Below are 26416 nucleotides of genomic sequence, written 5' to 3'. Positions count from 1 at the left end.
AGCCCACCTTTTGGTTTGAAAGCAGGGCGCAGGCGGCCTTGGCCCGGTAACACCCTGTGTTACACTCGCGCCCTGCGCTGTACCGCCCAAGCCAAGCCTGGCGTGGGGTTGAGACCCTTGTTTGCCCCCCAATAGGTCAGATAGAGCCTAAGGATCATCATGACGTTCAAGGCACCGGATAGCCTCGCTGAGCAGATCGCCCATCACCTTGCCGAACGCATCATTCGTGGTGAGTTGAAGGCGCGTGAGCGGATTCAGGAACAGAAAGTCACCCAGGCGCTGAATGTCAGCCGGGGTTCGGTGCGTGAAGCGCTGCTGATTCTTGAGCGCCGGCACCTGATCGTGATTCCGCCGCGCCGTGGCGCGCAGGTGGCTGAACTGACGCCGCATAACGTCAAGAGCCTCTACGCCCTGGTCATGGAGCTGTACATCCTGCTGGGCAAGGCGGTGGCGGATAGCTGGCAGGTCGAGGCTGATCTCGGCCCGTTCCTGGTGATTCAGCAGCGCCTGCAGGACAGCCTGCAACGCGAAGATATCAACGCTTTTGTCGAAAGCAGCTTCGACATCATGCGTGCCGCCTTCCCGTTCTCCAATAATCCCTACCTGCAGGAAACCGTGGAGAACCTGCTGCCGGCCATTAGCCGTACCTATCATCTGGCGCTGGAGCGGCGCAAAGGTGAAATGGGCCAGTTCCTCAATACCTTTGCCGCCTTGCTGCAGGCGATCATCGCCCGTGATCACCAGGCCATCCGTGAGGTGTTGCTGGGTTACGGTGAGCACAATTGCCAGCTAGTGCTGGCCGCACTGGCCGACGCTTAAGGAAGGCTGTCTATGCGGCTCAAGTGCATCAAACTGGCCGGTTTCAAGTCATTCGTTGACCCGACCACGGTGACCTTCCCCAGTAATATGGCGGCGGTGGTCGGACCTAACGGCTGCGGTAAGTCGAACATCATCGACGCCGTGCGCTGGGTGATGGGCGAAAGTTCGGCGAAGAACCTGCGTGGCGAGTCGATGACTGACGTCATCTTCAATGGCTCCAATACCCGCAAACCGGTGACTCAGGCCTCCATCGAGCTGATCTTCGACAACTCCGACGGCACCCTGACGGGCGAATACGCCGGCTACAACGAAATCTCGATCCGCCGCCGGGTTACCCGCGACAGCCAGAACACCTACTTCCTAAACGGCACCAAATGCCGTCGCCGCGACATTACCGACATCTTCCTCGGCACCGGCCTGGGCCCGCGCAGCTACTCGATTATCGAGCAGGGCATGATCAGCAAACTGATCGAAGCCAAGCCGGAAGACCTGCGCAACTTTATCGAAGAAGCAGCCGGCATCTCCAAGTACAAGGAGCGCCGCCGCGAGACCGAGAACCGCATCCGCCGCACCCACGAAAACCTGGCGCGCCTGACTGACCTGCGCGAAGAGCTGGAGCGTCAGCTCGACCGCCTGCACCGTCAGGCCCAGTCGGCGGAGAAGTATCAGGAATATAAGGCCGAGGAGCGTCAGCTCAAGGCCCAGCTCACTGCCCTGCGTTGGCAGGCGCTGAATGAGCAGGTGGGTAGCCGCGAGGCGGTCATCAGCAACCAGGAAATTAGCTTCGAAGCGCTTGTGGCCGAGCAGCGCAACGCCGATGCGAGCATTGAGCGCTTGCGCGATGGCCATCATGAGCTGAGCGAGCGCTTTAACCTGGTGCAGGGCCGTTTCTACTCGGTGGGCGGCGATATCGCGCGTATTGAGCAGAGCATCCAGCACGGCCACCAGCGTTTGCGCCAGTTGCAGGACGACCTCAATGAAGCCGAGCGCGCGCGCCTGGAAACCGAATCGCATCTGGGTCACGACCGCACGCTACTGGCAACTCTGGGCGAAGAGCTGGCCATGCTCGAGCCTGAGCAGGAGCTGACTGCAGCGGCGGCCGAAGAGTCCGCCGCCGGCTTGGAAGAATCCGAAACAGCCATGCATGGCTGGCAGGAACAGTGGGACAGCTTCAACCAGCGCAGCGCCGAACCACGGCGTCAGGCCGAGGTGCAGCAATCCCGAATCGCCCAGCTGGAGCAGAGCCTGGAGCGTTTGGCCGAGCGTCAGCGCCGTCTCACCGATGAGCTGCAGCAACTGGCGGCCGACCCGGAAGATGCCGCGATTATCGAACTGAGCGAGCAGATTGCCGCCGGCGAAATCAGCCTGGAAGACCTGCAGCTTGAAGAAGAGCAGCAGGCCGAGCGTCTGCAGCAGCTGCGTAATGATCTGCAGCACAGCGGGCAAGCCCAGCAGCAGGCACAAGGTGAATTGCAGCGCCTGAATGGCCGCCTAGCTTCGTTGGAAGCGCTGCAGCAAGCGGCGCTGGATCCCGGCAAAGGCGCCGGTGAATGGCTGTGCGAGCAGCAGCTGAGCGAACGCCCGCGTCTGGCCGAGGGCCTGCGGGTTGAGGCCGGCTGGGAACTGGCGGTGGAAACCGTGCTGGGTGCCGATCTGCAGGCCGTGCTGCTGGATGATTTTCAGGGCCTGGATTTTGCCGGCCTGACCCAGGGCGATTTACGCCTGGCTAGCCCGAGTAAGAACTGTGCGCGGGTTGCCGGCAGCCTGCTGGACAAGGTTGAAGCCAGCGTCGATCTGGCACCCTGGCTGGGCAAGGTCAAACCGGTGCAAAGCCTGGATGAAGCGCTGGCCGCGCGCTTGAACTTGGCCGAAGGTGAAAGTCTGATCAGCCGTGATGGCTACTGGGTCGGCCGGCATTTTCTGCGCGTGAGCCGCGCCAGTGAAGCGGAAAGCGGCGTGCTGGCTCGCGGTCAGGAGATCGAACGGTTAAGCCTGGAGCGCGATGAGCGCGAAGCCGCGCTAGCTGTCCTTGATGAGCGTTTGGCACATCTGCGCGACAACCAGCGTGCTCAGGAAGAACAGCGCGAGCAGCAGCGGCGCTTAGCGCAGGACCTGGCCCGTCGTCTCGGTGAATTGAAGGCTCAGCTGTCTGCCGGCCAGGCCAAGGTTGAACAACTGATCCTGCGTCGAAGCCGTCTGGACAGCGAACTGCTGGAGCTGGGCGAGCAGCGCGAAATCGAACACGAGCAACTGGGTGAGTCACGCCTGCAACTGCAAGACGCCCTAGATGCTATGGCGACTGACAACGAACAGCGCGAAAGCCTGTTGGCCCGCCGCGACAGCCTGCGCGAACGGCTTGATCGCGTGCGCCAGGAAGCCCGTCAGCACAAGGATCACGCCCATCAGCTGGCTGTGCGCCTGGGCTCGCTGAAAGCCCAGCATGATTCCACCCGCCAGGCCCTGGAACGCCTGGAGCTGCAGGCCGAGCGTCTGCACGAGAAGCGCGAGCAGCTCAACCTTAATCTGGAGGAGGGCGAAGCGCCGCTGGAAGAGCTGAGGATGAAGCTCGAAGAGCAACTCGATAAACGCATGGCGGTGGAAGACGAACTCAAGCTTGCGCGCCTGGCTCTGGAAGATGCCGACCGTGAACTGCGCGATGCGGAGAAACGCCGCACTCAGGCCGAGCAACAGTCGCAGTTGCTGCGTAGTCAGTTAGAACAGCAGCGCATGGATTGGCAATCACTGACCGTGCGACGTAAGGCCTTGCAGGATCAGTTGCTCGAAGACAACTACGATTTGCACGGCGTCTTGGCGACTTTGCCAGCTGAAGCCAGCGAGAAAGCCTGGGAAGAAGAACTGGAGCGCCTGGCTGCACGTATTCAGCGCCTTGGCCCAATCAACCTGGCGGCCATCGACGAATACCAGCAGCAATCCGAGCGTAAACGTTACCTGGACGCGCAGAACGCCGACCTGGTGGAAGCGCTGGATACTTTGGAAAACGTTATTCGCAAGATCGACAAGGAAACCCGCAATCGCTTTAAGGAAACCTTCGATCAAATCAACGGCGGCTTGCAGGCGCTATTCCCGAAAGTCTTCGGTGGCGGTAACGCCTATCTGGAGTTGACCGGTGAAGATTTGCTGGATACCGGCGTAACCATCATGGCGCGTCCGCCTGGCAAGAAAAACAGCACCATTCATTTGCTCTCTGGTGGGGAAAAGGCGCTGACGGCATTGGCCCTGGTATTTGCCATCTTCAAGCTCAATCCGGCGCCGTTCTGCATGCTCGATGAAGTGGATGCGCCGCTGGATGATGCCAACGTTGGGCGCTATGCACGGCTGGTGAAAGAGATGTCGGAAACGGTGCAATTTATCTATATCACCCACAATAAAATTGCCATGGAAATGGCTGATCAGTTGATGGGCGTAACCATGCACGAGCCCGGTTGTTCGCGTTTGGTAGCCGTGGATGTAGAGGAAGCGCTGGCCTTGGTTGAATCATGATGGCCAGGGCGGTGTAAAGTTATCTTTCGTCGTGCTAGCTTAATGCGCATTGTTATTAGACGTGGCGTTATAACTCAGGGAAAGGCCTGGCAGAACATAGGCTTGGCGTCGCGAAAAAGAATTAGCAAAATGGCCCAGGAAGGCCTTTTTCATCACATTTTTATTAGGGGTTAAGGTATTTCATGGAATTCGGTCTGCGCGAGTGGCTGATTGTCATCGGCATTATTGTGATTGCCGGCATCCTGTTTGATGGCTGGCGGCGGATGCGCGGTGGTAAGGGCAAACTCAAGTTCAAACTTGACCGCAGTTTTGCCAACCTGCCGGATGATGACAGCGATCCCGATTTGCTCAGCCCACCGCGGGTTATTGATCGCAGTAATGAGCCCGCTTTTGATGAGGAAGACCTGCCGTCGCTGAGCGCGCGTGAATTGAATCGTCGCCGCAGCGGTGAGCCGCAACAAGGCGACCTTAATCTGGGCCTGGAAGAACCCGTGCCAACGCTGCTTAATCCGGTTGATGACGATGTGGTCAAACCCGTCAGTCATAGCCAGGGCAGCAATAAGGAATTGCCACCGGTTGAAGAAGTATTGGTGATCAACGTGATTGCCCGCGATGAAGAAGGCTTCAAAGGCCCGGCGCTGTTGCAGAATATTCTGGAAAGTGGCCTGCGTTTCGGCGAGATGGACATCTTCCATCGTCACGAAAGCATGGCGGGTAATGGTGAAGTGCTGTTCTCCATGGCCAATGCGTTGAAGCCTGGCACTTTTGATCTCGACGATATTGAAGGCTTCAGCACCCGCGCCGTGAGTTTCTTCCTCGGTCTGCCGGGCCCGCGTCATCCCAAACAGGCGTTTGATGTGATGGTGGCGGCGGCGCGTAAACTGGCCCATGAGCTGGGTGGTGAGTTGAAGGATGACCAGCGCAGCGTGATGACCGCGCAAACAATCGAACACTATCGTCAGCGCATCGTTGAATATGAACGCAAGCAACTGACCAATAAGCGCTGATTTAACCGATGAAATACCAAGAGCAGCCAAGGCTGCTCTTTTCGTTTGAGAGCACACCGCAATGACCGACGCCTCGATTGCTGCCCAGCGCATAGTGCACCTGCGCGCCGAACTGGATGGGCATAACTATCGCTATCACGTACTCGATGAGCCGAGTATTCCAGACGTCGAATATGACCGCTTGTTCCATGAGCTCAAAGCCCTGGAGGTCGAACACCCAGAGCTGGTCACAGCTGACTCACCGACCCAGCGCGTCGGTAGCCTGGCGCTTTCTGCCTTCGGCGAGGTCAAGCATGAGGTGCCGATGCTCAGTCTGGGTAACGCCTTCGAAGAAACCGACCTGCTGGATTTCGATCGCCGAGTACGTGAAGGGCTGGATCTGCCTGCAGGCGATCTGTTTGGTGGCGGCACCGAAGTTGAATACAGCTGTGAGCCCAAGCTTGATGGCCTGGCGGTCAGCCTGTTGTACCGCGATGGTCTGCTGGTGCGTGGCGCTACGCGTGGCGATGGCAGCACGGGCGAGGACATTAGCGTTAACGTGCGTACCATTCGTAATGTGCCATTAAAGCTGCAGGGCGAGGGCTGGCCGTCTGTGCTGGAAGTACGTGGCGAAGTCTTTATGTCCAAGGCCGGTTTCGAGGCGCTGAATACACGGCAGCTGGAGCAGGGCGGTAAGACTTTCGCCAATCCGCGTAATGCGGCGGCCGGCAGCCTGCGCCAGCTGGATTCGAAAATTACCGCCAGCCGTCCGCTGGAATTCTGCTGCTATGGCATTGGTCAGGTGCAAGGCGAGCTACCACAAACGCATATCGGCATCCTTGAGGCCCTGAAACAATGGGGTATGCCGATCAGTCGCGAGCTGAAACTGGCCAAAGGTGCCGATGAATGCCTGGCCTATTACCGCAGCATTGGCGAGCGCCGCGAGTCGTTGGCCTATGAAATCGACGGCGTGGTATTCAAGGTCAACAGCCTGGCCTATCAGCGCGAACTGGGTTTCCGCGCGCGTGAACCGCGCTGGGCGATTGCGCACAAATTCCCGGCGATGGAAGAGCTGACCGAGCTGCTCGATGTGGAGTTCCAGGTTGGGCGGACGGGTGCGGTCACCCCGGTGGCACGCCTGAAACCGGTCAAGGTGGCGGGCGTTACGGTGTCTAATGCCACGCTGCACAATATGGATGAGGTTGCGCGTCTGGGAGTGATGATTGGCGATACGGTGATCATCCGCCGCGCCGGTGATGTAATTCCGCAAGTGGTGCAGGTAGTGCCTGAGCGGCGCCCAGTGGATGCCAGGCCCGTGCAGATCCCCGAGAGCTGTCCGGTGTGCGGCTCTCATGTCGAGCGCACCCAACTGGTCAAGCGCAGCAAGGGCAAGGAAACCTTCAGCGAAGGCTCGGTGTACCGCTGCGTCGGCCGTCTGGCCTGTGGCGCGCAGCTCAAGCAGGCGATCATCCATTTTGTTTCGCGCCGCGCCATGGATATCGAAGGTCTGGGCGATAAGACCATCGAGCAACTGGTCGATGAGCAACTGATTGCCTCGCCGGCCGATCTGTACACGCTGAAATATGAACAGATCATCAACCTTGAAGGCTTTGCCGAGGTTTCCAGCAACAAGCTGCTGCAGGCCATTGCCGACAGCAAGCAACCGAGCCTGGCACGTTTTATCTACGCCCTCGGTATACCCGATGTGGGTGAAGAAACCGCCAAGGTGCTGGCCCGTGCGTTGGCGTCTCTGGAGCGCGTACAGCAGGCCTTGCCAGAAGTGCTGACCTATTTGCCGGATATTGGTCTGGAAGTGGCGCATGAGATTCACAGCTTCTTTGCCGACAGCCATAACCAGCAGGTGATTGCGGCCTTGTTGGCCAGTGATCAATGCGGCTTGCAGCTGCAGGAGCAAGGCGAGCTGAGTGCCGAGTTCAGTGCCAGCGCTACCCTGGCCGGGATGCTCGACAAGCTGAATATCCCGTCCGTAGGCCCCGGTGGCGCGCAGAAGCTGGCGGATAAATTTGGCAGCCTGGAGGCCGTACTGGCGGCTGACTGGCTGGATATGCGTCAGACCTTGCCCGAAAAGCAGGCCAATGCGGTGCGTGAGTTTTTCGAGGTTGCAGCCAACGCTGAACGCGCGCGCGCCATTGAGGCTCAGCTGAAGGCCTTTGGCATGCACTGGCAGAGCGAGAAAAAAGTTATCGAAGGCTTGCCGTTGGCTGGGCAGACGTGGGTGCTGACCGGCACGCTGGAAGTGATGAGCCGCGATGTCGCCAAGGAAAAGCTGGAAAGCCTGGGGGCCAAGGTGGCAGGGTCGGTTTCGGCAAAAACCAGTTGTGTGGTGGCTGGGCCTGGAGCCGGTTCGAAGCTGGCAAAAGCCAGTGAGCTGGGAGTGCGGGTGATTGACGAGGCGCAGTTCTTGTCTGCCCTGGCGGGCTACGGCCTCTAAAACGGCGGGGTTTCTGTACTGCCCCCAAACTGGGTTTGGGGGCAGTAGGGCAACTTAGTTACCGGTTACGTTCACGCAAGTTTCGCCGAAGAACGGGTAGAAGCCTTTGGTGTGGTAATCAGCGGTAGCGATGGTGCCGATGTTGCCATTGGCCTTGGCGGCAGCAATGGAAGCGTCGCCTTTGTTGATCAGACCAATGATGGTGCTGGCGCAAGCAGTACCGGTTTTGTTACCGGAAGCGGTGGTGGCGGTGATCGGGCCTTTAACGTCGGTGATCAGGCCAACGCTGACTGGCGACAGGCCAGAAGCGCAACCGCTGAGCAGGGTAACCAGGCCGGCAGCCAGAGCAATTTTCTTCAACATGTTGTGATTCCTTTTCGCTTATCCATAAGAAGCTTTACCCATCCAGGTAAAGTGCCCGGGCACCCTAAAGCAGTGCACGGGCAATAACAAGTTCGCCTGCTTGTTTTCAAACCGGTTTCAAATTTATGAAATCTTTCGGTGGATTTTTTGCCAGTCGTTGTTCTTGTGCTCAGCACAATTGATTTGGCAATCCAATGGAGAACGGTAAGGAACAGGCGGGGTCTGGCGCCTCGATCAGGCGCCAGGCGGCGAATCAATCGCCGCGGTATTCGCAACCACTGGTGCAGGTTTCGTGGATGCGAATACGCGACAGCTCAGGTAGCAACGGCTTGAGTTGCTGCCAGATCCATTTAGCCAGCACTTCACTGGTGGGGTTTTCCAGGCCAGGAATATCGTTCAGGTAGTTGTGGTCGAGCTGCTCATAGAGCGGCTTGAAGATTGCCTTGATCTCGGAAAAATCACGAATCCAGCCGGTGTAGGGGTCAACTTCACCTTCGATATACACCGCGACCTTGAAGGAGTGGCCATGCAGGCGCCCGCATTTGTGGCCTTCAGGGACGTGAGGCAGGCGATGGGCGGCCTCGAACATAAACTCTTTGAACAATTCCACGGTCTTTCTCTCAGGTGGTACGCGGCTAACAGCGTGTTTAGCAAGGCGCGAATATTACCAGCTCAGCAGCTGTTAACCGAGTAGCACAGAGAATTGGATACAGTTTTATGGCTGATTTCGCTCCAACCGGTAAATGCTGACGGCCTCATAGACCGCCTTGCGTAGACGGTTGATGCCGCCAATCGGGCGATGTTCGGGCAGCGCATGCCAGGGATTGAAGGAGAGGTTGTCACAGAACAGGTTCTGCTCGCGGCTATCAAAGTCCTGCGCAGGCACTTTGATGGTGGCGACGGTTTCGAACGGCGAAATGGCTTCGCTCCATTCAACGCTGGGGTCTTCGATGGGCATGTAGTACTCCGCGTTCTGCCGCTGAATCTGCAGGGCAAAACAGGCGGGTACGCGATCCAGCGACAACTGCTGGTACAGCGCATTGCGCAGGAAATTCGGCAGGTCCTGATTCTGTTCAGGCAACTGGTACTCCGGGCAGGCTTCCGGTTGAGGAATAACCCGGTACTTGATGTTGTGCTCACCCAGTTTGAATGGGGCGATAGAGTTGTAGGTGGTTGCCACGGGGGTTTCAGGGGCAGGGGACAGTGTTTTCAGGGCGATGATCAGGTGGCGGATTTCCCAGGTGCTAGGGTTCCAGCTGGGGAAGAAGGCCATGGCCTTTTTACCGTCGGCCTGGGCGGCGAAATTGCTTTTGTACTCGGCCACGTTGCGCACGAAAAACGCTGGGTGGTTGAACATCACAAAGTCCTGCTCGCTGGCGTGCTGCGGGCTTTGCGTCAGTTTTTCACCGGGGACATCCAACAGCTTGATCGCCATGCCGCGCGCATCGCGAGCACGGTCAAATTGCGGGTAGGCATTACCGTTGGACAGGCGCATCCAGGCTTGCCAGGTTTTCCCTGGTTCGCTGAGCACACCGCGTTGCAGGCTGCTATCGATATCAGCACTGACGGTGACTTCGGCCTTTACGCAGCCATGCGCCTTGGCGTGGGCATCGCGCAGTACTCGTGTGTTGTCACGGTGCTGCTCGACCACACGAATGGCATCCTCGATGATGCCTTGGGTGAGCGCGGCTTCATCGGCAGGGATCTGCTCTTCAGTGGATACCGGGCCGGAGAACTTCCAACCGTAATAGGCCGCCCCGATGGCCCAGCCGCCAATGCCTATGGCCAATACAAGCGCTAGCAATTTGCCCAGTACGCGGCCAAGCCAGAGCCAGAATCGTTTAAACATGGAGTCAATTCCTTTTAATTATTCTCAGTGTGCGGTTCACAGACCGCATGCGTTTCAGTTCTGGCAAGACGGGCCGGGGGCCACTCTTTGGCGGCCACAGGCTGTAGTTGCTGTTCCAGAGCCGGGTTGCCCAAGACCTTGAGGTATTCGATCAGCGCCCAGCGCTCTTCCGGTTGCAGGGCGCGGCCAATCACGCCGTCTTCACGGCATCCCGCGCGGAATTCATGGCCGCGATTGCTGTTGCCGGTGACCTGGGTATCGAAGTGGAAACCGCCGGTGAATTTTTCGCTGTTATAGCCAATCTGTTTTGGGTTGAACTCGAAGTTGCCCACCCAGAACTGGGTTTGTCGCTCAGACACTGGCGACAGCAACTGAAAGAGAGTCGGCACCGAGCCGTTATGCAGGAACGGCGGCGTGGCCCAGATGCCATCCAGAGGACGCGCCTTGTAGCCGCGTTTTTCCTGCACGCCAATCGGCAGGCCAAAACCGTCCATACGCCAGCGTTCACGCTCGGAAATGCCGGCATCCTGATAGGCGCGGTTTTCCACATAGGCGGTGACATAGGCCAGGGCCTTGGCGCTGGAGATGCTGCGCATATCGATATCGTCCAGCGTGGCGCCAAACAGGCGTACATCCAGCTTGCTCAGCTCGGCCTTGGTCCAGCCCAGTTTGCTGATATCGAAGCGGTGGTCGGCGATATTGTCCGCTGTGGTCGGGTCGGTGCCGACTATGGAAGTTGGTACCACACGCATACGCCATTCCGGGTCGCGGGCAGGGGCAAAACGCTCATCTGGCTTCTTCGGATCAGGTGCATGGCAGTAGGCGCAGTTTTCTGCAAACAGTGCGCGGCCACGGCTGGCCAACGGCAGATCGACCTTGCCGAACACCTCTTCTGGCCAAGTAGGCGGTTGTAGTTGCTTGAGGGTTTCCTCCAGGGTGAACAGGTCACGCAGGCGTACGCTGGAGGCGTAGCGCTCGGCCTCTGCCACCGGGTGGCCGTCGGTATTCAGCAGGCGCAAGGTGGCGCCGACCCCCAGGGCCTCGCCAACGTTGCGTGCCATGGGCTGCATGGCTGAGCCGTTCCACTGTACCCAGTCGAATTTCCAGATATCCCAGACCTGCGGATAGCTCACTGGGGCATTGGCGACTCGGTAGTTGCTCGGGTCAATGGCATCACCAAAAACGCTGTTGGCAATCCGGCCGAAGGCATCGGTACGGCCAAAACCTTCCTCGGTCGGATAAAGGCCGCGGTGCCAATCATTGAACGCGGTGCCGAGCAGGCGGTCGAGTACGACCTTGAAGTCGCGGCGTAATTGCGCTTTTTGGCTGGTGTATTCATCGCCGAGTACCTGCTTGGCGAAGCGGCGGAATTTCAGCGGGTTGTAATAGGTGAAGGCCATACTCATGCCGAGCGCTTGGCCGAAACTGCCGCCACGCACTGTGGGTACGGTGGACGCCAACGAATGCAGCGCCGCGCCGCCGTCGATGCGCACGGCCTGGCCCTTATAGCGCAGCTCGCCGGTGTGGCAGGCGGCGCAGCTGATATCCAGGTAATGCTCGCCACTTTCCGCATCGGCATGCCGGGCAAAGCCGACAGGCAGGTTGCCGGGGTTCAGCTGCGTGGGCTGTTGGGCGGGGTCGACGAGAAAACCGAAACGCGCAAGATAATCCGGGGTGGCGAACTTGTTACTGCTGAATGGCAGCTCCAGAGCGCTGAACCATTCATAACGCAGACCTTTCACCTGGGTACCCTGAGGGGTGTAGTAGTAGGTCTGACGTTCTTCTGCGGACCATTGATCGAGGTAGTGCAGTTTGTCGGGTTGCTGATAGACCGGTAGGTTGGGGTTGGCGATGAAGTACAGGGCGACCAGCAGCCCTACCACCAGCAACAAAAGAAGCCCATACAGGGCTCGACGGAGAATGCGCATGGATACTTCCTTGTGGCGTTTTTATTTGTTGTTTTTATGCCAATTGCCGCAGCCTATGGCAAGCAGCCATTACTACGAAACCCAGTAAATAGTCTTCTTTTAGGCCTGAAGATGGTTTTACAGTGCGGTTTATGACGAATTAATTCACTGGAGTGAGTTCATGCATCCATTCGACGCATCACAACCGCCTAAATTGGCGTTGTTACTGGGCTATGCCGGGCTGGTGCCTTTTGTCACTGGGGCATTGGGCATCTGGGTGACGCCAGAGGGTTGGCGGGTGGTAGTACTGGCTGCCTTGCTGGACTACGCGGCAGTGATCCTGGCCTTTATGGGGGCGATTCACTGGGGGCTGGCCATGCGCGCGGAAAATGCCGGTGAGCCGGCGCAGATACAGCTGGGGCTGTCGGTGGTACCGCCGTTGCTGGGTTGGTTGGCGATCAGTGGCGGCATGCCAACTAGCCTGGCTTTGCCTCTGTGCTTGCTGGCGTTTGGTGGGTTGTATGCCGCCGACTTGCGTGCAGTGAAACTGGGCCTGGCGCCGCAGTGGTATCCCAGCCTGCGCCGGCCGCTGACGATTATCGTCTGCCTGAGCCTGTTACTGGCCTGGGCCAGTGTGCTACTGCATTGAATTGAGCCAGTGCGCCACTGTCTTCAGCGTCTGCTCACGGCGCTGCGCCCAGTCGCCCTGAATGCACTGCAGCGGCTGTTGGTGGAGCCGCAACCAGTGCTCGCACTGTTGGTAGAACGTCAGGCGCTGGGCCAATTCCGGCTGGCAGCGTTGACCATCATCGACCCAGGGCACATCCACCGGGTTTAGCAACAGGTGCAGGTGGTAATCACGTTCGAGCAAGGCGTGCTCAATCCAGGCGGGGCAATCACCAAACAGCTGCTGACTCCAGAGCATATTGCTCAGCAGGTGAGTATCGAGAATCAGCAGCTCGGGCCGCGCCGCTCTGGCTTGGTCTTCCCAGGCCAGTTGGCCCTGAGCGATTGCGCTGATGTCGGCGTAGCAGGTGTCGCGCTGCTCGCGCTCGATAAAATGCCGCACGTACTCGCCGACTAGCAATCCACCAAAAGTCGCCTGAATATGTTCGGCCAGCCAGCTTTTGCCACTGGATTCAGGCCCAGTGAGCACCAGTACCTTCATGCGTTGACCAGCGCGCGATCACGTCGCCAGGTTAGCCAGCCATTGACTGCCAAGAGGGTAAACAGCCCATAGAGTGCTGCCGTCGGGTACAGGCCCTGTTGTACAAACAGCGCCACGAAGAGCAGGTCGAGAACTATCCAGAGTGGCCAGCATTCAACACGTTTCTGCGCCATCCAGACTTGGGCGACTAGGCTGAAGGCACTCAGTGCGGCATCCTGCCAGGGCGCGGCAGCATCGGTGAAGGTCGCCATCAGGTAACCGAGCACAAGGGCGCCAACTGTGCCCATAGCTAGGCTGATCGATATGCCCTGCTGGCTAAGCCGGCTGACCTGCACGCCCGTATGGCTGCTGCCGCCACGCGTCCATTGCCACCAGCCGTAGCCCTGCAATACCGCATACACGCCTTGCAGCAGCATGTTTGAGTACAGCTTGCCGTCATAGAAGATCCAGGCGTACATCAGCACCATCAGCAAGCCCAGCGGCCAGCACCAGCGGTTTTGCCGCACGGTCAGCCAGACGGCCCATACGCCAAAGGCTGAAGCGATGATTTCCAGAGGCGACATAAAACACCGATGAGCGAGGGCGGGAGTGGCCGCGATTGTAACGATTGCGTGGGGCGTCGTCTTGGTTGCACAGCCATGCATCTCGCGCTAGATGGCTAATTGCTATGGCTTTGCCGATATACTCTGCGTCCCTTCAGGAGGCATGGCGTGTTCAGGTCCCTTTTAATTGCTGTTAGTGCAGTATGTTTATTGACGTTTTGCCTGATAGCTCAGGCTCTCGCCGAAAACCCGCGCGTCACGGACAAGGCACCGGCATCGGTGGTATTTCTCAACCCGGGCTTTTCTGACGAGCCATTCTGGGTGGGCTATAGCGATTTTATGCAGGCCGCGGCCGATGATCTGGGCATGCAGCTGGAAATTATCTATGGCGAGCGCAACCCGCCACAGTTGCTGGAAAAAGCCCGCGATCTACTCACTCGCGATAACCAGCCGGACTACCTGATATTCGTCAACGAGATGTATACCGCGCCCGAGTTGCTCAGGCTGTTTGCCGATAGTCCGATCAAGCTGTTTTCCCTGCACAGCACCCTGACCCCAGAACAGCAACAGCGCATCGGCACCTCGCGTGAGCGTTACCGCAACTGGATTGGCAGCCTGATCCCCAATGACGAGCAAGCCGGTTACTGGATGGCGAAAGCCTTGATCGCCAAGCTGAAAGGTAAACCGGGTAGCCTACTGGCGTTTGCTGGTGTTCGGTTAACACCATCCTCCAGCCTGCGCGAAGACGGCTTGCACCGCGCCTTGCGCGAACACCCTGAGATCAAGCTGCAGCAGACGCTGCAGGGCGAGTGGAAACGTCAGCGCGCCTATGAGCAAGCGCAGTTGATGCTACCGCGCCATCCCGAAGTGCAGCTGGTGTGGTCAGCCAATGATGAAATGGCCTTTGGCGTGATGCAGGCCGCAGAGGAATTGGGCAGGCAGCCAGGGCAGGATATTTACCTGTCGGCGCTGAATAATTCAGATGAGGTCCTGCAGGCGCGTATAGACCGTAAGCTTTGTGTCCTGGTCGGTGGACATTTCACCCTCGGCGGCTGGGCCATGGTGATGCTGCATGACTACCATGCCGGGCTGGATTTTGCCGCACGCGGCGGTAAGGACCGGGTTGATCAGCTGTTCAGCCTGCTGGATGCCAAGCAGGCTGCTTACTTGAAACAGCGCCTCAAGATGCCCGGCTATGGCCTGGATTTTCGCCAGTTCAGCGCGGTGTACCATCCGCAGATCAAGGACTACGGCTTCTCCATCAAACCGCTGTTGCCGTAAGTCAGACGCCGGCCAGGTGCAGCACCAGTTTGACGATGCCGAAGATCACCAACACAAACACGACCGTGAATAACACGCCGAGAATGATGAAGTGGCTAGGCTTGCCGCGTGAGAAGTCGCGAGTACGGTTTTTCCCGCTTTGCACACCGAGCGCTGCACTCAGCACGCTTTGCAACATCTCCCATAGCGTCAGCGGTTTGTTTTCCTCTTCGCTCATGTGTCTCTCCGTTACTCAGACTGAGTGCTTACTCAGTAAAGCCTAGCCGGAGGCAGGATGTTTGCCGTGGAAACGACTCCTGCTGAAGTTGCTTGAGTACCGACCCCTAGGCTGAGATTCCATACCTAGCAAGGGGTTTCATCATGAGCAAGTCGGTAATTATCAACACCAGTGAGCAGGGGTGGCTGGATAAGGCCATCCGTATGCGCCTGGTATTTGGTGCAGTGGAGCTGGTTGATGACGCGAACACTGGCGTACAGCCGGAGGATATCGAGGAACTGCTGGAGCTGATCCAGAAACATCAAGGTCATCACAGCAGCCGGCTACGCACAGTACTGGGCGTTAGTGTCGGTCTGTGCCTGTCGTTGATGGGCCTGTGGATGATCCACGCCGCAGCCACTGATCCCGTTGCCACCAGTGAGCTATGGGTGCTGCTGGCCGGCGGTGTGTTTATGGCGTTCTTCGGCGGATTGGGGGTGTTCTACGCCCTTGGTCAGCGCTGGAGAATCAGCGCCAGCAGCGGTGACCGGAACATGACCCTGGGCTCCGACTAAGGGTTCGGTGCCGTGGCCGCTGGTTACGGCGCTGTTTTCGTTACGCATCAGGTCTTCGAGCAAGGTTATCAAGCCTGCGCAAACCAGTAGCAGGCCCCAGTTGAAGGCAGCTGTCTGTATATGCCGCAAAAGGCGCATCCACTCGGTCTGAGTGTGCGGTATCCAGACTATCGGCAGCATAAAACCCAATAGCGCCACCATGGCGTAAGACATCAGGCGGATAAAGGTCTGTGGCGGTGGCGATTGCTGTTGCATGCCGTAGACCACTGTGGCGACCACCAGAATACTGGCTGAGGCGGATAGCACGAGGTCAGCGCGGGCATGCAGCACATCGAACAGCACGGCTTCAAACTCCTTGTCTGCCGATGTATCAGGATGTAGCACCAGCGCGGCGCCAACCAACTGCACCAGTGCGCCGCCCAACCAGGGGGCCAGCAACAGCGGATAGCGCTGCAGCAGGGCTGGCATCGCGAGACTGCGACGCCAGAACAGCAACCAGGCTATCGCACTAAGGCTGTACACCAGGCTTATCGCCACGCTGTGCATGATCAGGGCGTGCCAGGTTGAGGCGCTGCAGGCTCGCTTTCAATCACGGCGGGTGAGGGTTTGGCCATACGAATTGGACTGATCAGGTTGGTGTATTCCTCGATCAGTCTATGCACGGCCTCCGGAGGCTCGCAGGCCTTGAATTCCATGCTGATGGTTATTTCATCCGGGTCACGCTCCTGCCCCTGGCGCTTTTCACGGCCGAAGGTGACAAAGAACCGTTCGCTCTGCAGTTCGCCGTTCTCCAGGGCGTGGCTGGCTTTTTCGAGTTCGGTGCCGTGCATCTTGACGGAGAGATCGACCTTCATGCTTTCCAACCCCAGACCGCGCGGTGCGACCAGGGCGATCAGTGGAATGTTCATGGTGTGTTGCTCATCCAGGCCAACTTCCACCATCTTCGCCTTCATGGGGGTGCCGAGGTCGTCCGGGTTGTAGTCAAAAAACTGATCGAACAACTTGATGTACTGCTGGGCAACCAGGTTGTGGGTCGCCGCAGCGGCCTGGTGCAGACCGCGGGTGATGTGGCTCAAATCACTGGCGCTCATCGGTTCTTTCTTGTTGGAAAACAGTGCCATGGGTGAACTCCTCGCTTACTGATCTAAGGAAGACCCCGCCGAAGCGGGGTCAGAATTGCGTTTACTTCTTGGCTGTGCCGTCATCGGCTGTGGCTGGTTTTGGCGATTCCAGCACGGCGTCAGTGGGCAGCGGATCAGTTGCAGGCGTGGCTTTCTCGCTCGGCAGCAGCACCGGTTTGGTCGCCGCGTCAGTGAGGAAGTCGATCACCCGCATCAGTGCTTCAGGTGGGTCCTGACGGGCAATCTTGGTGCTGATGGCATAACGTGCACGGGTGTCGGTTTTGCGCGTCTGGGTCGACTTGTGGCTGACCGAGCCCTTCACCGTGACACTGAACGGCCCCCAGCCGAGTTTGGCTTCGAAGCTGCCCTCACCAGCAGTTTCGCTGGTGTCCTCAGCCTGCTGGCTGATGGTCAGTTCGAAGTCGATGGAGCCTTCTTCGATGGTGATGTTGGGGTGGCTGATGGCCGCCAGCAGCGGGATGCGCATCTTCTTGGTTACGGTGCCCTTGTACACACCGTTTTCGTCGACCAGGGTTTCGTCGTAGTCGAACTGTACGGACACCGCTTTACCATCCTTGATGCACACCGCCATCAGGAAGTCGGCATAGGCTTTGCTCGCCTGCACCTGAGCCGTGATCATGGCCTGCAATGGCCCTGAAATCATGCGATCAAGCGGCAATGCGTTGATGACGGAACCGATCAGGCCGGTATCAATCTGGGACATAGTCAATCTCCTTATCGTATGCGCGAAATGCGCAGTCTCAGGCTATGGAGCCTCGTAGTTGAGGTTCAGCAGGAACTACTTACCTATGAGTTTCATGCTCTTGGCGGCGGATGTTGCCGATCTGGCGCAGGCTCAAACCGTATTTGTCAGCCAGGGCGCTGCGTGACAGACCATCCGAGCTTTGCTGGACGATCTTCAGGTTGCGTATCTGTCGACAGAAGTGGTCGGCTTTGGGGATCTCGATAGCGATTCCGGCGTAACGCTCGATCAGAGCGTCCAGCGCTTGCGGCGACAGGAGCAGGGCTAGCGAGGAGCGAGCAGGGTATTTGGGAATGTATTTGGGGCGGCCACCGAAGGCGCAAGTCAATCGGTATGCGCTTTCCAGACCGATACACTCGATCAGTTCCTGCAGTGAGTGTGGCAATAGCTTGATGTCGACCTGTTGCAGGTCATTCTCGTCCATGGGGTCCTCCTTGTTGTCTCGTGGACTGCCAAGGATGCTAGGAATAGGACGGGTTGTTTTTCAGCAGGAAATATCCCCCCTGAATGCGCGGGGAAATGCTTCAAGCTGATATGTATTTGCGGCCGGTGATCGACTGCCAATCCCCATCAACGGAGGATTGCACATGTCTCACTACTCGATTTACTTCAGTTTTATCGCCAACCTGGAAGGCGGGCCAGCCACCAAGGGTTATGTCCCCGACGCAGGCAATAGCCGCAGCGGCGTCACCATTGCAACGGGGTTTGACCTCGGGCAGCGCAAGCTGGCTGATCTGCAGGCGCTGGATTTGCCTGATCCGCTGCTTGAGCGTTTACGCCCTTACCTTGGCCTGACTGGGCAGGCAGCAGTAACGCAGCTGGCCACACAACCGCTGAACATCACAGCGGCAGAGGCAGAGCAGATTGATGAGGCGTACAAGGAGCCCTTTATCAATCGTCTGGCGGCCAGTTATGCCAAGTCCGGCGGCGGCGATTTTGCCCAGTTGCCAGCGCAGATGCAGACCGTTATCGCCTCAGTGGCCTTTCAGTACGGTGATCTTGCATCGCGCACGCCGAACTTCTGGAAACAGGTGGTGGCGCATGACTGGAATGCCGCCCATAGCAACCTGCTGAACTTTGGCGATCGCTACACCAGCCGGCGGCGTCAGGAAGCCGAACTGCTGTCCCAGGCAATGTCCTGAGCAGCACACTGCCCAGCCGCAAGGCTGGGCAGTTATGGCGCTAATTGCAGGGGTAAAGATTACTGGCAGGGCTGGACCAGCAACAGGCTGACACTGCCCATTTGGGCACTATCAGTTACCTGCGTGTGATCGGGCAGGCTGCGCCAATCCACGTTCAAGCAGATCGCTGTCAGCGGCTGCGGACCTTCAGTGCCGACCACACGTGGAGCAAAGTCGCGGCGGTACAGCGCCTGTGTGCCTTTGTCTGGCTGCACGCTGTGGGCGTCACGCAAGGTGCTGCTGACCAGCTCGGGAATCTCCTTCATGGGCAGCGTGAAGCGTGCTTGCGCACCGTCCTGGTTGAAATATCCGGCGGCTCGGGTGCGCTGCCAAAGCTGTTGCCATTGGCTGCTTCCAGCTCCGACAGCAAGGGACTGGCCGTAGGCTTTGAGGGTGGATTCAGGCAGGTTTTCCGTACTCATGGCATGGCTCAAGCCGCTGGCCAGAATCAGCAGGAAGGACAGGTTACGTATCAACATGATCAAGCTCCGATGGGTAATGGAGCTGGCAAGGTGCCCGGGCAACCGGCAGCTGTTCAGCGGGAAATACTGCCCATTACGGCTGGTCGCTAGATCGCTGCGGAAGTATTTCCTGCTGCAGCGCAAGGTGACAGGGCGCTGAGATAGGTCTGCCAATTGGCAGCTATTTCACAAGGAGAGACCTGATATGCCCACTCTGAATCCAGCTATCACGCTTGCAGGCAACCTCGCTGATTTCAACCATGACGGTTTTGAAATCGAGGCGATGAACTTCCTTTTTGATCGTCTTGATCGCGGCAACCTGACGGTTGACGGTGAGGCTCTGTACATCGGCCAGCAAGCAGTGCGCCACTACACTTGGCGCGACAAAGGGCGCAATCGCACCTGTTCGATGTTTTTCACCTACGGCAATACTCCCAGCCATTTGACGGTCTACGGCCTGGGCAAGCACTGCGGCGACAGTGACAAGGAATACAAGCTGTACACCTGGGTCGACAAGAAGGAGCAGTTGTATACCCTGGCGCCGACGCGCAGTGACTCGCGTTTTCGCTCATTGTTAGCGCCAAACTGACGCTGGCTAAGCGCTCCTCTGGAGCGCTTTCTATTTCGCCTCGGCAATGATGCGTCGTGGTCGCTGCAACAATTCTCCGCTGCAGTTCGGACAACGCCCATGCAATGTGCTGTCGACGCAGTCGCGGCAAAATGTGCACTCGTATGAGCAGATGAATGCGTCCTGGCTGTCCGCCGGAAGGGCACGATTACAGCACTCGCATTGGGCGCGTAATTCCAGCATGTTGGTCTCCTGACTGGGCGGTTTAAGCGAATCGTTCGGCATATTCCTGAGGGCTGACACCCAGGTGCTTGTGAAAGGTGCGGCGCAGATTTTCCGGGTGGGTGAAGCCGCTCAAACGCGCCACTGTACTGATCGACGCCTGGGCGTTCTGCAGCAGGTTGCGTGCTGCCTCCAAGCGCACAATCTCCACATAGCGGCCTGGGCCCATGCCGAGTTCCTGGTTGAAAATTCGCGACAGGGTGCGCGGCGTCATATTGGCTCGCGTCGCCAGGGCTGCAAGCGACAGGTCTTCATGCAGGTGCAGCGGTATCCATTCCAGCAGGCTGGCCAGGCGTGGCACTCGGTTGGGTTCCGGAGTCAGCAGCGCGCTGAACTGCGCTTGCCCGCCGGGGCGGCGCAGAAACAGCACCAGACGTTTGGCCACGGCCAAGGCAAGCGGACGACCGAGATCGGCTTCAACCAGAGCCAGCGCCAGATCAATCCCTGCAGTAACCCCCGCCGAGGTGAAGATATGGCCATTACCGGTGGGGTCTTGCGCATCATAGGTGTGCAGGCAATCAGCGCTGATTTCCACCTGCGGGTGTTCCCGGCGTAGGCAGTCGAGATCGGCCCAGTGAGTGGTGGCGCGGCGGCCATCGAGCAGGCCGGCGGCGGCGAGAATCAGCGCACCGGAACAGACCGAGCCGACGCGCCGGATCTGCGGTGCGGCGCTGCGTAGCCAAGCCAGCAACTCAGGGTTCTGGCACTGCGCTTTGTCACCCTGGCCGCCGGGGATCAGCAATGTATCGATATGCGCAGGGTCTTCGGCGCTCCAGGCCTGTTCGGCGACCAGCTGGAAACCGGCGGAGGTAGGCATTGCCATCGCCTGCTGGCCGAGTACCAGCAGGCGATAAGCGGCGGGCAGGCCCTGGCGCTGACGTTCGTCATTGGCAGAGGCAAACACCTGCAATGGGCCGGTCAGGTCCAGGCTCATGACATGCGGATAAAGCAGGCAGGCGATGGTTCGCGGGGCATCCATAGGCGTTTCTCGATAAGCGTTGGATGCAGTCTGCGCTTAACGAGTTATTGGCAACAAGGACAATAAGCCCACAGATATGGCCATTGTGGCGTTGTCGGCGTGGCGAGGGAGAGAAGGGCTCTGACAAGAGGGGCCAATCGGCAGCTCAGAGCCCTTGTTGCAGCAGCCGATTACTCGGGCATGCTCCATGGCTCCAGAGTGAAGCCTTGCTGACTGAGCTGCTCACGAGACTGCTTGAGCACGTCGGCAAATTGCACTGGGTCGCTGTAGATGGTGCTGGACAGTTGGGTGCGGCCGAGCAGACGAGTGCTGGTACGGTCGATCACACTCAGGCTTAGGTTACCAGTGCCATCTTGCGGGGCCCAGGCGACGCATTGGAAAGGTTGAAAGGCGCGGTCGGCAATCAGCAAAGCTTCGTTAAAACGCAGCGGTGCGTTCATGGGGTCGGTTTCTCCGAGGTGATCCCAAATACACAAAGGGGCAAACGGTAGATTCACGCTTGCCAGTCATATGCGTTGATGAACGAAGCTGACCGCTAAGTCACATGTTGGCGAAAAAATGCACGGAATTGTCCGATAAATCACAGTTTTAATCGTGCAAGCCGAGAAATTGGGCGAGGAATAGGGTGGTTAGGCCTTCTCTGAGCCTTTGCAGGCCGCCAGTAATTGCTGTAGATAACGCGCGACATAACGCTGAAAGCCGCGGTCATCCCAATAGCCCAAATGGCTCAGTGGGGTATGGCGCTTGTACCAGGGCCCCACTGGCATGGCGCGATCTTCGGCGACCACCGCGGCGTAATTGGGCAATGGGCGTAGCGGATAACCCAGCGGGTCGGCGGGCGCGTAAAGATTTAGCCAGCGCGCCTGTTCGGTTACCGCGTCGGTCAGGCAATGACCGGGGAAACGGATCGGCACGACCGGGTCATAGGCAAAGGTAAACAGCGGGATATTGCAGCCAAAGGTGATCAGGCCACTCAGGGTTTCCAAGGCCAGAAAGGGATCCAGCGGGCATTCCTCGGCGGTATTGATGCGCTGCTGATCCCAGACGAAATTGGAGAAGATATGCCCACCCAGTGAGTGCGCCAGCACCACCAGCGGGGTATCGGCATCGACCTTGGCGCGCAAGGCATTGAGGCCACTGCGCAGGCACTGATGGACTTCTTCATAGGTGGTGTCGTAGGCCTGGCTGACTTTGCGATAGCCGCTGGCATCACCGAGAAACAGCGTAACGATGCGGCGTAGCCAGCGCCAGCGCACGGGCTGGTCGCGCAGCTTGTCGAGAAAAGCCAGTTGCCGCTTGTCCAGCACGCTAGCCCAGTACAGCGTCTGAAAGGCCACCTGGTCGGCCTCGGCACCAAGGCGTTGGCGCAATCCGGCGATCAGACTGTGGGCGAAGGCGTGCTGGCCTTCGTCGTCACGCAGGTCAGGCTGCGTGCCGATGCCGTGGATAATGGCGACTGCGAGTTTCATCCTGCCCATCCTTGGTCATGTTGCTGGGTGTTCGGTCGGCTTCAGTTTTTAGAGTGGCTGCAGACGCCCGCCGAGGCGGCCGCTGTCGACCAGTTCGAGAAACTCGTCGCCAAGCCGCTGGCTTTCGCTCATGGCCGTGCGCCAATAGCGCTCGCGGCCGGCATCATCGCCCAGGTAACGGCTGAAGTCCTTGCGGTCGGGGAGTTTGCCATGGGGCAGGCGCGCCAGGTAGTCGCGTGAGGGGGCCAGCAGCAGAACATCCTGCAGGCGCTCGCCATCACCTCGGCGCCAGGGCATGCCCTTGTCGAACCAGCCGGGGATGACCTTATCGGTGAAGTGCGGGTAGAGCACGATATCGTCGCCGCTGTAAGGCAAGTCGAGGTGGTAGTCGAGCAGGCCGCCATCGCGGTAGGTACCAGGGCCGGCGCCGGGGATATCGCGGACCCCTTGCATGATCATCGGGATGGAGCCGGAGGCCAGCAATGCATGACGCAGATTACCGCTGTCGAGTTGCAGATAACGCGAGGGGAAGTCGCTCAGCGTCCCTAAGGGCGGAGCAAGGCGGGCGTCGTGCAGAATCACCCGCTCGAAGTGTTTGGCCAGTCGCGGACGGCCCAGCAGATTGCTGCCAATCACCGAAGACAGGCCCAGGCCGAGCGCGCCGCGATGGTCGTGTTGTAGCAGGCCATGGCTTTTTACCACGACGATATTCAAACGGTAATGCGGGTTGCTGAGGATGTTGGCGTCGTCGTTGCTGAGCAGTTGATCAAGCATCAGGCTGCAGCTACTCGACACTTGCGCCATGCTCACGCCTTTGGCAAAGCGCTGCGAGGTATACAGCTCGCCGAGGCGACGCAGGCCTGCTGCAGCATCCGGCAAACAGGCGCTGGCGAAACGCCAAGAACCGATGGATGCCCCAATTAGCGAACGCTCGCGCGGCGCGCGTTGCAGCCAGTCGCCGAACAGCGCCAGATCCAGCCCCTGAATCCCCAACGCCTTCGGGCCACCGGCTGCGCCGGGCAGAATACCGACATCCGCCGGTTGCAGGCCGTGCTCGCGAATCCGCGCAAGGGCGCGTTTGCCGGCCTTGATTGTCAAAGCAGGGGACTTGATTAATATCGCACTCATGCTGGCCTCCATCGCGCAAGGCAGCGATTATAGAGCGCTGGGTTGCCAGGCCAAGCGACTTCAGCGCGTGAATGATGCGCGCGTGGGTTGGGATAAATCAGTGTCTGAGCAATGCCTTAAGCAAATTCAGCTTGAGTTAAGTCGTGTGCAGTAACTTGGACTCCGTCGAAAGCCAACTCCATTAAGGAATCTGAACATGAAAACACTGACTGCCGTATTTGCCGCTGCTGCCCTGACCCTGACTGCTGGCTTGGCTCAAGCCCGTGACCTGGGTCCGGATGAAGCACTCAAGCTGCGTGACGCCGGGACTATCCAGTCCTTCGAAAAACTCAACGCTGCAGCGCTAGCGCTGCACCCAGGCAGCACGACTGAAGACACCGAGCTGGAAGAAGAGTACGGCCGCTACATCTATCAGGTTGAAGTTCGCGACGCCCAAGGCGTGCAGTGGGACGTCGAGCTGGATGCCACTAACGCACAAGTTCTGAAGAACCAACGAGACGATTGATGAACACCACTGCTTGGCTTGCACGCGCACTCCTGGCCTGCCTGCTGCTGACATTGACGTTCAGCAGCAGCGCGCGCGATCTGGATCAGGATGAAGCATTACGCCTGCGCCGCGAGGGGTTGATCATGCCCCTCGAGCAGTTGTTGCAGATGGCCTTGCAGCGTCATCCCGGTGCGGTTTTGCTGGAAGTCGAGCTGGAGGAGGAAGACGGTGTGCTGGTTTATGAAGTTGAATTGGTGACCGAGCAGGGCATCGTGCGCGAACTGGAGTTACACGCCAGCACCGGTGAAGTACTCAAGGACGAGGTGGAAGACTGAATGCGCCTGCTGCTGGTTGAAGACCATGTCCCCCTGGCTGATGAGCTGCTCGCCGGTTTAACCCGTCAGGGGTATGCGGTGGATTGGTTGGCCGACGGCCGTGATGCCGCCTATCAGGGCGCAACCGAACCCTATGATCTGATCATTCTTGACCTCGGTTTGCCTGGCAAACCGGGGCTTGAGGTGTTGCAGGAATGGCGCGCTGGCGGCCTTACTACACCGGTATTGATCCTTACGGCGCGCGGCTCCTGGGCCGAGCGCATCGAAGGTCTCAAGGCGGGTGCGGATGATTACCTGAGCAAACCCTTTCACCCGGAAGAGTTGCAATTGCGTATCCAGTCCCTGCTGCGGCGCGCCCATGGTCTGGCCAACCAGCCGCAACTGGAAGCGGCGGGCTTACAGCTGGATGAAAGTAGGCAATCGGTACAACGTAATGGCGAAGAGGTACAGCTGACCGCCGCCGAATTTCGTTTGTTGCGCTATTTCATGCTGCATACCGGGCAATTACTGTCCAAGAGCCACCTAGCTGAGCACCTGTATGACGGTGAAAGCGAGCGCGATTCGAATGTTATCGAGGTGCACGTCAACCACCTGCGGCGCAAGCTGGGACGCGAGATCATCGAAACTCGCCGTGGTCAGGGTTATCGCTTTAACGGTGATGTTGCTTGAGGTCGATTCAGCGGCGTTTGAGCCTAGGCCTGATCAGTGTTTTGCTGGTTATTGGTCTGCTGCTGGCGCAAAGCAGCCTCTGGCTGTTCGATCGCAGCCTGCGCGGTTATTTGCAGACAACTCTGCAGGATGAAACCCAGACCCTGCTCGGCGCAATTGTGCGTGGCCCCAATGGCCTGCAACTGGATGAGCGGCGCCTCAGCGCTGCGTTCAAACGGCCTTATTCCGGCCTGTATTTCCGTATCGACCTTGGCGAGCAGACCTGGCGTTCACGTTCACTCTGGGATCGCAATCTGCGTCCGGTTGCAGAAGCTGGCTTGCAGGATGCGTTGGGCGACGGGCCACAAGGCCAGCAGTGGTTGGTGTACCGCGCTGACTATCAGCGTTATGGCCAGCCCATCGTGATTCACGTGGCGCGTGATTACACCCCGATACTCAACAGTTTCAGTCAGGTGCAGAGGATTGTTCTGGGTCTGGGGATTACCGCGCTGGTGCTAATTCTGTTGCTGCAACGCTTGATCGTCAGCCGCGCGTTGCGCCCCCTGGAACAGACCCGCCGGCAGCTGATACAGCTGCAGCAGGGCCAGCGTAGCCAGCTGGACCAACAGGTACCGCTGGAACTGGAGCCGCTGGTGGCACAGATCAACCACTTGCTGGCGCATACCGAGGACATCCTCAAACGCTCGCGTAACGCCCTAGGCAACCTCGGCCATGCGCTGAAAACGCCGTTGGCGGTGCTGGTCAGCCTGGCCACCCGGGAAGAGCTCAAGCAGTTGCCGCAACTGCGCGAAAGCCTCAATGGTCAGCTGCAACAGATCGAGCAGCGTATTGCCCGCGAACTGGGGCGTGCACGCTTAGCTGGGGAAGCCTTGCCGGGCGCGCATTTTGACTGCGCCAGCGAGCTGCCTGAGCTGTTTTCGACACTGGCGATGATCCATGGCAACCACTTAGAACTGGAGTGGCAGGCCGAGCCTGGGTTGCGGTTGCCCTGGGACCGTGAAGACCTGCTGGAACTCCTCGGCAACCTGCTGGACAACGCCTGTAAATGGGCCGACAGCCAGGTACAGCTGCAAATCAGCAGGGTAGGAGAGGACTATCAGCTGGCGATTGATGACGATGGACCGGGCATTGACGCCGCGCAGCGCGACGAAGTGCTCAGCCGTGGTAGCCGTCTGGATGAACAGGTGGCCGGTCATGGGCTAGGTTTGGGCATCGTGCGCGATATTGTTGATGCCTGGGCCGGGAGATTGCAGCTGGCAGATAGCCCGCTAGGTGGCTTGCGCGTCACGGTCAGCTTGCCAGTGAAGCGCACCTGAGTTCATCAGGCACGCTCA

The 26416-nt window shown here is 58.8% G+C and carries 28 protein-coding genes and 1 pseudogene; 12 read left to right on the top strand and 17 right to left on the bottom strand.

The genetic code is table 11. The annotated features are described in order from the left end of the window. Positions 1-159: 159 nt before the first annotated feature. The 4 genes from RHP75_RS10920 (at position 160) to ligA (ending at position 7758) form a co-directional block, all read left to right on the top strand. A complete protein-coding gene (locus RHP75_RS10920; RefSeq protein ID WP_275962918.1) occupies positions 160-819 on the top strand; it encodes a GntR family transcriptional regulator in 660 nt (219 codons plus the stop codon). A 12-nt stretch (positions 820-831) separates the two neighbouring features. Then, on the top strand, positions 832-4320 hold the full coding sequence (gene smc / locus RHP75_RS10915) for a chromosome segregation protein SMC (RefSeq protein WP_311088212.1): 3489 nt from the start codon (positions 832-834) through the stop codon (positions 4318-4320). A 182-nt stretch (positions 4321-4502) separates the two neighbouring features. After that, complete coding sequence (gene zipA / locus RHP75_RS10910; RefSeq protein WP_311088211.1) at positions 4503-5327, top strand: cell division protein ZipA; 825 nt, start codon at positions 4503-4505, stop codon at positions 5325-5327. 61 nt (positions 5328-5388) lie between these two features. Further along, positions 5389-7758: an NAD-dependent DNA ligase LigA gene (ligA, locus tag RHP75_RS10905; RefSeq protein WP_311088210.1), complete on the top strand. Its 2370-nt coding sequence runs from the start codon at positions 5389-5391 to the stop codon at positions 7756-7758. A 54-nt stretch (positions 7759-7812) separates the two neighbouring features. Here ligA and RHP75_RS10900 read toward each other — a convergent pair whose 3' ends face one another. From RHP75_RS10900 to RHP75_RS10885, 4 genes are all read right to left on the bottom strand, one after another. Next, positions 7813-8121 carry a TRL-like family protein gene (locus tag RHP75_RS10900; RefSeq protein WP_311088209.1) on the bottom strand — a complete coding sequence of 103 codons (309 nt, stop codon included), beginning with the start codon at positions 8119-8121 and terminating at the stop codon, positions 7813-7815. Between the two features lie 253 nt (positions 8122-8374). Next, entirely contained in the window at positions 8375-8731 is a 357-nt protein-coding gene (gene queD / locus RHP75_RS10895) for a 6-carboxytetrahydropterin synthase QueD (protein ID WP_090241991.1), read from the bottom strand. 105 nt (positions 8732-8836) lie between these two features. Next, entirely contained in the window at positions 8837-9970 is a 1134-nt protein-coding gene (locus RHP75_RS10890; RefSeq protein ID WP_311088208.1) for a catalase family protein, read from the bottom strand. A 14-nt stretch (positions 9971-9984) separates the two neighbouring features. Beyond that, positions 9985-11898 carry a di-heme-cytochrome C peroxidase gene (locus RHP75_RS10885; RefSeq protein WP_311088207.1) on the bottom strand — a complete coding sequence of 638 codons (1914 nt, stop codon included), beginning with the start codon at positions 11896-11898 and terminating at the stop codon, positions 9985-9987. A 160-nt stretch (positions 11899-12058) separates the two neighbouring features. On the opposite strand from RHP75_RS10885, the gene RHP75_RS10880 reads away from it, so the two are divergent. Next, on the top strand, positions 12059-12526 hold the full coding sequence (locus RHP75_RS10880) for a DUF3429 domain-containing protein (RefSeq protein ID WP_311088206.1): 468 nt from the start codon (positions 12059-12061) through the stop codon (positions 12524-12526). Here the strand turns inward: RHP75_RS10880 and RHP75_RS10875 are convergent. Together RHP75_RS10875 and pnuC are read right to left on the bottom strand one after the other, a co-directional pair. Continuing rightward, entirely contained in the window at positions 12515-13045 is a 531-nt protein-coding gene (locus tag RHP75_RS10875) for an AAA family ATPase (RefSeq protein WP_311088205.1), read from the bottom strand. The genes RHP75_RS10880 and RHP75_RS10875 overlap by 12 nt on opposite strands. After that, entirely contained in the window at positions 13042-13608 is a 567-nt protein-coding gene (gene pnuC, locus RHP75_RS10870; protein WP_311088204.1) for a nicotinamide riboside transporter PnuC, read from the bottom strand. Before pnuC ends, RHP75_RS10875 begins: the two co-directional genes overlap by 4 nt. Positions 13609-13797: 189 nt before the next feature. Between pnuC and RHP75_RS10865 the strand changes: the two genes are divergently transcribed. Continuing rightward, positions 13798-14868, top strand: coding sequence for an ABC transporter substrate-binding protein (locus RHP75_RS10865; RefSeq protein ID WP_311088203.1), 1071 nt, complete (start codon positions 13798-13800; stop codon positions 14866-14868). A gap of 1 nt (position 14869) precedes the next feature. Here the strand turns inward: RHP75_RS10865 and RHP75_RS10860 are convergent, their stop codons facing one another. From RHP75_RS10860 to RHP75_RS10840, 5 genes are all read right to left on the bottom strand, one after another. Then, positions 14870-15085: a DUF2970 domain-containing protein gene (locus RHP75_RS10860; RefSeq protein WP_311088202.1), complete on the bottom strand. Its 216-nt coding sequence runs from the start codon at positions 15083-15085 to the stop codon at positions 14870-14872. 422 nt (positions 15086-15507) lie between these two features. Next, positions 15508-16107, bottom strand: coding sequence for a hypothetical protein (locus tag RHP75_RS10855; protein ID WP_311088201.1), 600 nt, complete (start codon positions 16105-16107; stop codon positions 15508-15510). A gap of 80 nt (positions 16108-16187) precedes the next feature. Then, on the bottom strand, positions 16188-16760 hold the full coding sequence (locus RHP75_RS10850) for a DUF2589 domain-containing protein (RefSeq protein ID WP_311088200.1): 573 nt from the start codon (positions 16758-16760) through the stop codon (positions 16188-16190). Positions 16761-16821: 61 nt separating this feature from the next. Further along, positions 16822-17484 (bottom strand): DUF2589 domain-containing protein, encoded by a 663-nt coding sequence (locus tag RHP75_RS10845; protein ID WP_311088199.1) that lies wholly within the window; start codon positions 17482-17484, stop codon positions 16822-16824. 79 nt (positions 17485-17563) lie between these two features. Then, positions 17564-17947 (bottom strand): Mor transcription activator family protein, encoded by a 384-nt coding sequence (locus tag RHP75_RS10840; RefSeq protein WP_311088198.1) that lies wholly within the window; start codon positions 17945-17947, stop codon positions 17564-17566. A gap of 163 nt (positions 17948-18110) precedes the next feature. On the opposite strand from RHP75_RS10840, the gene RHP75_RS10835 reads away from it, so the two are divergent. Beyond that, on the top strand, positions 18111-18665 hold the full coding sequence (locus tag RHP75_RS10835; RefSeq protein ID WP_311088197.1) for a pesticin C-terminus-like muramidase: 555 nt from the start codon (positions 18111-18113) through the stop codon (positions 18663-18665). A 59-nt stretch (positions 18666-18724) separates the two neighbouring features. Here the strand turns inward: RHP75_RS10835 and RHP75_RS10830 are convergent, their stop codons facing one another. Next, the gene (locus RHP75_RS10830) at positions 18725-19183 is read right to left on the bottom strand and encodes a hypothetical protein (protein WP_311088196.1); all 459 of its coding nucleotides are present in this window, start codon (positions 19181-19183) and stop codon (positions 18725-18727) included. 187 nt (positions 19184-19370) lie between these two features. Here RHP75_RS10830 and RHP75_RS10825 point away from each other — a divergent pair, with 187 nt between their 5' ends. Next, on the top strand, positions 19371-19754 hold the full coding sequence (locus tag RHP75_RS10825; RefSeq protein WP_311088195.1) for a hypothetical protein: 384 nt from the start codon (positions 19371-19373) through the stop codon (positions 19752-19754). Between the two features lie 51 nt (positions 19755-19805). Here the strand turns inward: RHP75_RS10825 and RHP75_RS10820 are convergent. The 5 genes and pseudogenes from RHP75_RS10820 to RHP75_RS10800 form a co-directional block, all read right to left on the bottom strand. Further along, positions 19806-19976, bottom strand: a pseudogene (locus tag RHP75_RS10820) (DUF1272 domain-containing protein); the annotation flags it as partial. Positions 19977-19998: 22 nt separating this feature from the next. Next, the gene (locus tag RHP75_RS10815; protein ID WP_311088193.1) at positions 19999-20994 is read right to left on the bottom strand and encodes a GlxA family transcriptional regulator; all 996 of its coding nucleotides are present in this window, start codon (positions 20992-20994) and stop codon (positions 19999-20001) included. A 170-nt stretch (positions 20995-21164) separates the two neighbouring features. Next, positions 21165-21434: a hypothetical protein gene (locus RHP75_RS10810; protein WP_108487995.1), complete on the bottom strand. Its 270-nt coding sequence runs from the start codon at positions 21432-21434 to the stop codon at positions 21165-21167. A 189-nt stretch (positions 21435-21623) separates the two neighbouring features. Beyond that, positions 21624-22463, bottom strand: a complete 840-nt coding sequence (locus RHP75_RS10805; RefSeq protein WP_311088192.1) for a hypothetical protein — start codon at positions 22461-22463, stop codon at positions 21624-21626. Between the two features lie 48 nt (positions 22464-22511). Continuing rightward, a complete protein-coding gene (locus tag RHP75_RS10800) occupies positions 22512-23591 on the bottom strand; it encodes a patatin-like phospholipase family protein (protein WP_311088191.1) in 1080 nt (359 codons plus the stop codon). Positions 23592-23787: 196 nt separating this feature from the next. On the opposite strand from RHP75_RS10800, the gene RHP75_RS10795 reads away from it, so the two are divergent. From RHP75_RS10795 to RHP75_RS10780, 4 genes are read left to right on the top strand one after another with little or no spacing between them, the layout of a single operon-like run. After that, positions 23788-24096 (top strand): PepSY domain-containing protein, encoded by a 309-nt coding sequence (locus RHP75_RS10795; RefSeq protein ID WP_160014321.1) that lies wholly within the window; start codon positions 23788-23790, stop codon positions 24094-24096. After that, entirely contained in the window at positions 24096-24413 is a 318-nt protein-coding gene (locus RHP75_RS10790; protein ID WP_311088190.1) for a PepSY domain-containing protein, read from the top strand. Before RHP75_RS10795 ends, RHP75_RS10790 begins: the two co-directional genes overlap by 1 nt. Next, positions 24414-25082 (top strand): response regulator transcription factor, encoded by a 669-nt coding sequence (locus RHP75_RS10785; RefSeq protein WP_311088189.1) that lies wholly within the window; start codon positions 24414-24416, stop codon positions 25080-25082. Then, complete coding sequence (locus RHP75_RS10780) at positions 25079-26398, top strand: sensor histidine kinase (RefSeq protein WP_311088188.1); 1320 nt, start codon at positions 25079-25081, stop codon at positions 26396-26398. Before RHP75_RS10785 ends, RHP75_RS10780 begins: the two co-directional genes overlap by 4 nt. Positions 26399-26416 lie beyond the last annotated feature (18 nt).

Source organism: Pseudomonas sp. SG20056, from assembly GCF_031764535.1.
In the GTDB taxonomy this organism is placed as follows: domain Bacteria; phylum Pseudomonadota; class Gammaproteobacteria; order Pseudomonadales; family Pseudomonadaceae; genus Aquipseudomonas.
The sequence above is the reverse complement of the archived record's forward strand: the minus strand, read 5'-3'. Positions and strand labels throughout refer to the sequence as shown.

Coding starts and splice junctions, on each gene's coding strand:
- RHP75_RS10920 (WP_275962918.1), top strand. CDS start 160: ATGACGTTCAAGGCACCGGATAGCCTCGCTGAGCAGATCGCCCATCAC.
- smc (WP_311088212.1), top strand. CDS start 832: ATGCGGCTCAAGTGCATCAAACTGGCCGGTTTCAAGTCATTCGTTGAC.
- zipA (WP_311088211.1), top strand. CDS start 4,503: ATGGAATTCGGTCTGCGCGAGTGGCTGATTGTCATCGGCATTATTGTG.
- ligA (WP_311088210.1), top strand. CDS start 5,389: ATGACCGACGCCTCGATTGCTGCCCAGCGCATAGTGCACCTGCGCGCC.
- RHP75_RS10900 (WP_311088209.1), bottom strand. CDS start 8,121: ATGTTGAAGAAAATTGCTCTGGCTGCCGGCCTGGTTACCCTGCTCAGC.
- RHP75_RS10890 (WP_311088208.1), bottom strand. CDS start 9,970: ATGTTTAAACGATTCTGGCTCTGGCTTGGCCGCGTACTGGGCAAATTG.
- RHP75_RS10885 (WP_311088207.1), bottom strand. CDS start 11,898: ATGCGCATTCTCCGTCGAGCCCTGTATGGGCTTCTTTTGTTGCTGGTG.
- RHP75_RS10880 (WP_311088206.1), top strand. CDS start 12,059: ATGCATCCATTCGACGCATCACAACCGCCTAAATTGGCGTTGTTACTG.
- RHP75_RS10875 (WP_311088205.1), bottom strand. CDS start 13,045: ATGAAGGTACTGGTGCTCACTGGGCCTGAATCCAGTGGCAAAAGCTGG.
- pnuC (WP_311088204.1), bottom strand. CDS start 13,608: ATGTCGCCTCTGGAAATCATCGCTTCAGCCTTTGGCGTATGGGCCGTC.
- RHP75_RS10860 (WP_311088202.1), bottom strand. CDS start 15,085: ATGAGCGAAGAGGAAAACAAACCGCTGACGCTATGGGAGATGTTGCAA.
- RHP75_RS10855 (WP_311088201.1), bottom strand. CDS start 16,107: ATGCCAGCCCTGCTGCAGCGCTATCCGCTGTTGCTGGCCCCCTGGTTG.
- RHP75_RS10850 (WP_311088200.1), bottom strand. CDS start 16,760: ATGGCACTGTTTTCCAACAAGAAAGAACCGATGAGCGCCAGTGATTTG.
- RHP75_RS10845 (WP_311088199.1), bottom strand. CDS start 17,484: ATGTCCCAGATTGATACCGGCCTGATCGGTTCCGTCATCAACGCATTG.
- RHP75_RS10840 (WP_311088198.1), bottom strand. CDS start 17,947: ATGGACGAGAATGACCTGCAACAGGTCGACATCAAGCTATTGCCACAC.
- RHP75_RS10835 (WP_311088197.1), top strand. CDS start 18,111: ATGTCTCACTACTCGATTTACTTCAGTTTTATCGCCAACCTGGAAGGC.
- RHP75_RS10830 (WP_311088196.1), bottom strand. CDS start 19,183: ATGTTGATACGTAACCTGTCCTTCCTGCTGATTCTGGCCAGCGGCTTG.
- RHP75_RS10825 (WP_311088195.1), top strand. CDS start 19,371: ATGCCCACTCTGAATCCAGCTATCACGCTTGCAGGCAACCTCGCTGAT.
- RHP75_RS10815 (WP_311088193.1), bottom strand. CDS start 20,994: ATGGATGCCCCGCGAACCATCGCCTGCCTGCTTTATCCGCATGTCATG.
- RHP75_RS10810 (WP_108487995.1), bottom strand. CDS start 21,434: ATGAACGCACCGCTGCGTTTTAACGAAGCTTTGCTGATTGCCGACCGC.
- RHP75_RS10805 (WP_311088192.1), bottom strand. CDS start 22,463: ATGAAACTCGCAGTCGCCATTATCCACGGCATCGGCACGCAGCCTGAC.
- RHP75_RS10800 (WP_311088191.1), bottom strand. CDS start 23,591: ATGAGTGCGATATTAATCAAGTCCCCTGCTTTGACAATCAAGGCCGGC.
- RHP75_RS10795 (WP_160014321.1), top strand. CDS start 23,788: ATGAAAACACTGACTGCCGTATTTGCCGCTGCTGCCCTGACCCTGACT.
- RHP75_RS10790 (WP_311088190.1), top strand. CDS start 24,096: ATGAACACCACTGCTTGGCTTGCACGCGCACTCCTGGCCTGCCTGCTG.
- RHP75_RS10785 (WP_311088189.1), top strand. CDS start 24,414: ATGCGCCTGCTGCTGGTTGAAGACCATGTCCCCCTGGCTGATGAGCTG.